The organism is Pseudonocardia sp. SID8383 (assembly GCF_009864975.1).
GTDB lineage: Bacteria > Actinomycetota > Actinomycetes > Mycobacteriales > Pseudonocardiaceae > Pseudonocardia > Pseudonocardia alni.
Genome location: NZ_WWFY01000391.1, coordinates 1 through 1637, shown reverse-complemented (window position 1 = coordinate 1637; position 1637 = coordinate 1). Strand labels below are relative to the sequence as shown.

Below are 1637 nucleotides of genomic sequence, written 5' to 3'. Positions count from 1 at the left end.
GGCCGGCCGGTCCGGCCTCGGCCCGCGCGGCGCGCCGCCCCCACGCAGGCTCCGCACCACGGACAGCTCGGCGGCGAAGCGGCCGCGCAGCACGACCAGCGTGCCGACCGACGCGATCCCGCCGGCCAGGGCCGCGGCGGCCAGGGTCACCAGGTCGATCCCGAGCGGGCGGACCAGCACCGCCACGCCCCAGGTCGCGGCCACGGTCAGCACCAGCGCCGGGACGTGCTTGACGTACATCCGCAGCACCGCCCCCATCAGGCCGGGCGAGACGCGTGCGGAGAACTGCAGCATCACCAGGAAGTGGACGACGATCGCCAGCGACGCCCCGGCCGCGACGCCGGCCAGGCCCCACAGCAGCCCGCCGGTCACGGTGAGCACGACGACGTAGCCGGCGTAGAGCCACTGCCGCCAGGCCGCCCGGTAGACGGCGCCGGTGGCCCGGGTCAGCGAGGTGCTGATCTTGTACGAGGTGCGCGGCAGCAGGACCAGCGCGAACAGCTGCACCAGCGGCACGACGGCGTCCCACTGCGCCCCGAGCAGCACCCGGACGACCTCGGGGGCGAGCACGCAGAGCAGCACCGCGGCCGGGGCGGTGACCAGCGCGACCAGGCTCGCGCTGCGCACGTAGGCGGCGCGCAGGCGGGGACCGTCGTCGCGGACCCGGGCCATCGCCGGGAACAGTGCCTTGTCGGCGGCACCGCCGATGATGTTCGCGGGTTCGGAGAGCAGGTTGTAGGCGCGGCCGTAGACACCGAGCGGGCCGGTGCCCAGCGCGTTGGCGACGACGAGCTTGTCGGCGTTGAGCGCGAACCAGTTGCCGAGCTGGGCGATGGAGAACCCGGCGCCGTAGCCGAGCAGCGGCCGCAGCCGGCCCCAGCTCGCGGTGGGCCCCTCGGGGCGGAACCGCGGCCGGGTCAGCGCGAGGTAGCCCGCGCACTTGGCGACGGCGGCGGCGATCTCGCCGAACGCGAGCGCGGAGGCGCCGAACCCGGCCGCGGCCAGGACGACGCTGACCCCGATCAGCGCCGGGCCCGCCGCGAGCAGGTCGACCGTCGCCATCGAACGGAACCGCAGGTCGCGCTGGAGCAGGCCGAGCGGGGTCGCCGAGGCCCCCGCGAACAGCAGCGCGATCGACAGCAGCGGCAGCAGCGCGGAGTCGGCCGGGAGCCCGACGAGCGGGCTGATCACCGGCGAGCCGAGGGCCAGCACCGCGGCGAACGCCGCCGCGACCAGCACCGAGAACCAGAACGCCGCCGTCACGTCGCGGTCGTCGAGGTCCTCGCGGTGCACCAGGGAGGCGGCGACGCCGAGCTGGGTGACCAGCTGGGTCAGCCCGACGATCAGCAACGCGGCCGCGGCCGCACCGAACTCCTCCGGGGTGAGCAGCCGGGCCAGCGCGACGGTGGCGCCGATCTGCAGCACCGCCTGTCCGACGGTGCCGGTGAATGCCCACGCGAACCCGCGCGCGGTCCGCGCGGTCAGCGACGACCCGGACGATGACGACGGACCCGACCCACCCGGCGGGCCGGGGGCCGGCGCGGGCTCCGGGGGCACGGGCCGCAGCGGCCGGGTCGGGTCGTCGGGCAGGTCGCCACCGGGTCCGGTCACGCGGGTCCTCCGGTCGTCGGGGCGGG

Annotated in this window: 1 protein-coding gene; it reads right to left on the bottom strand. The window is 76.5% G+C overall.

Annotation, left to right across the window (positions count from 1 at the left end; translation table 11 throughout):
- Nucleotides 1–1611 (bottom strand): oligosaccharide flippase family protein (locus GTW08_RS09590; protein ID WP_161151785.1); only part of this gene is annotated, 1611 nt, incomplete at its 3' end.
- Between the last annotated feature and the right edge of the window lie 26 nt (nucleotides 1612–1637).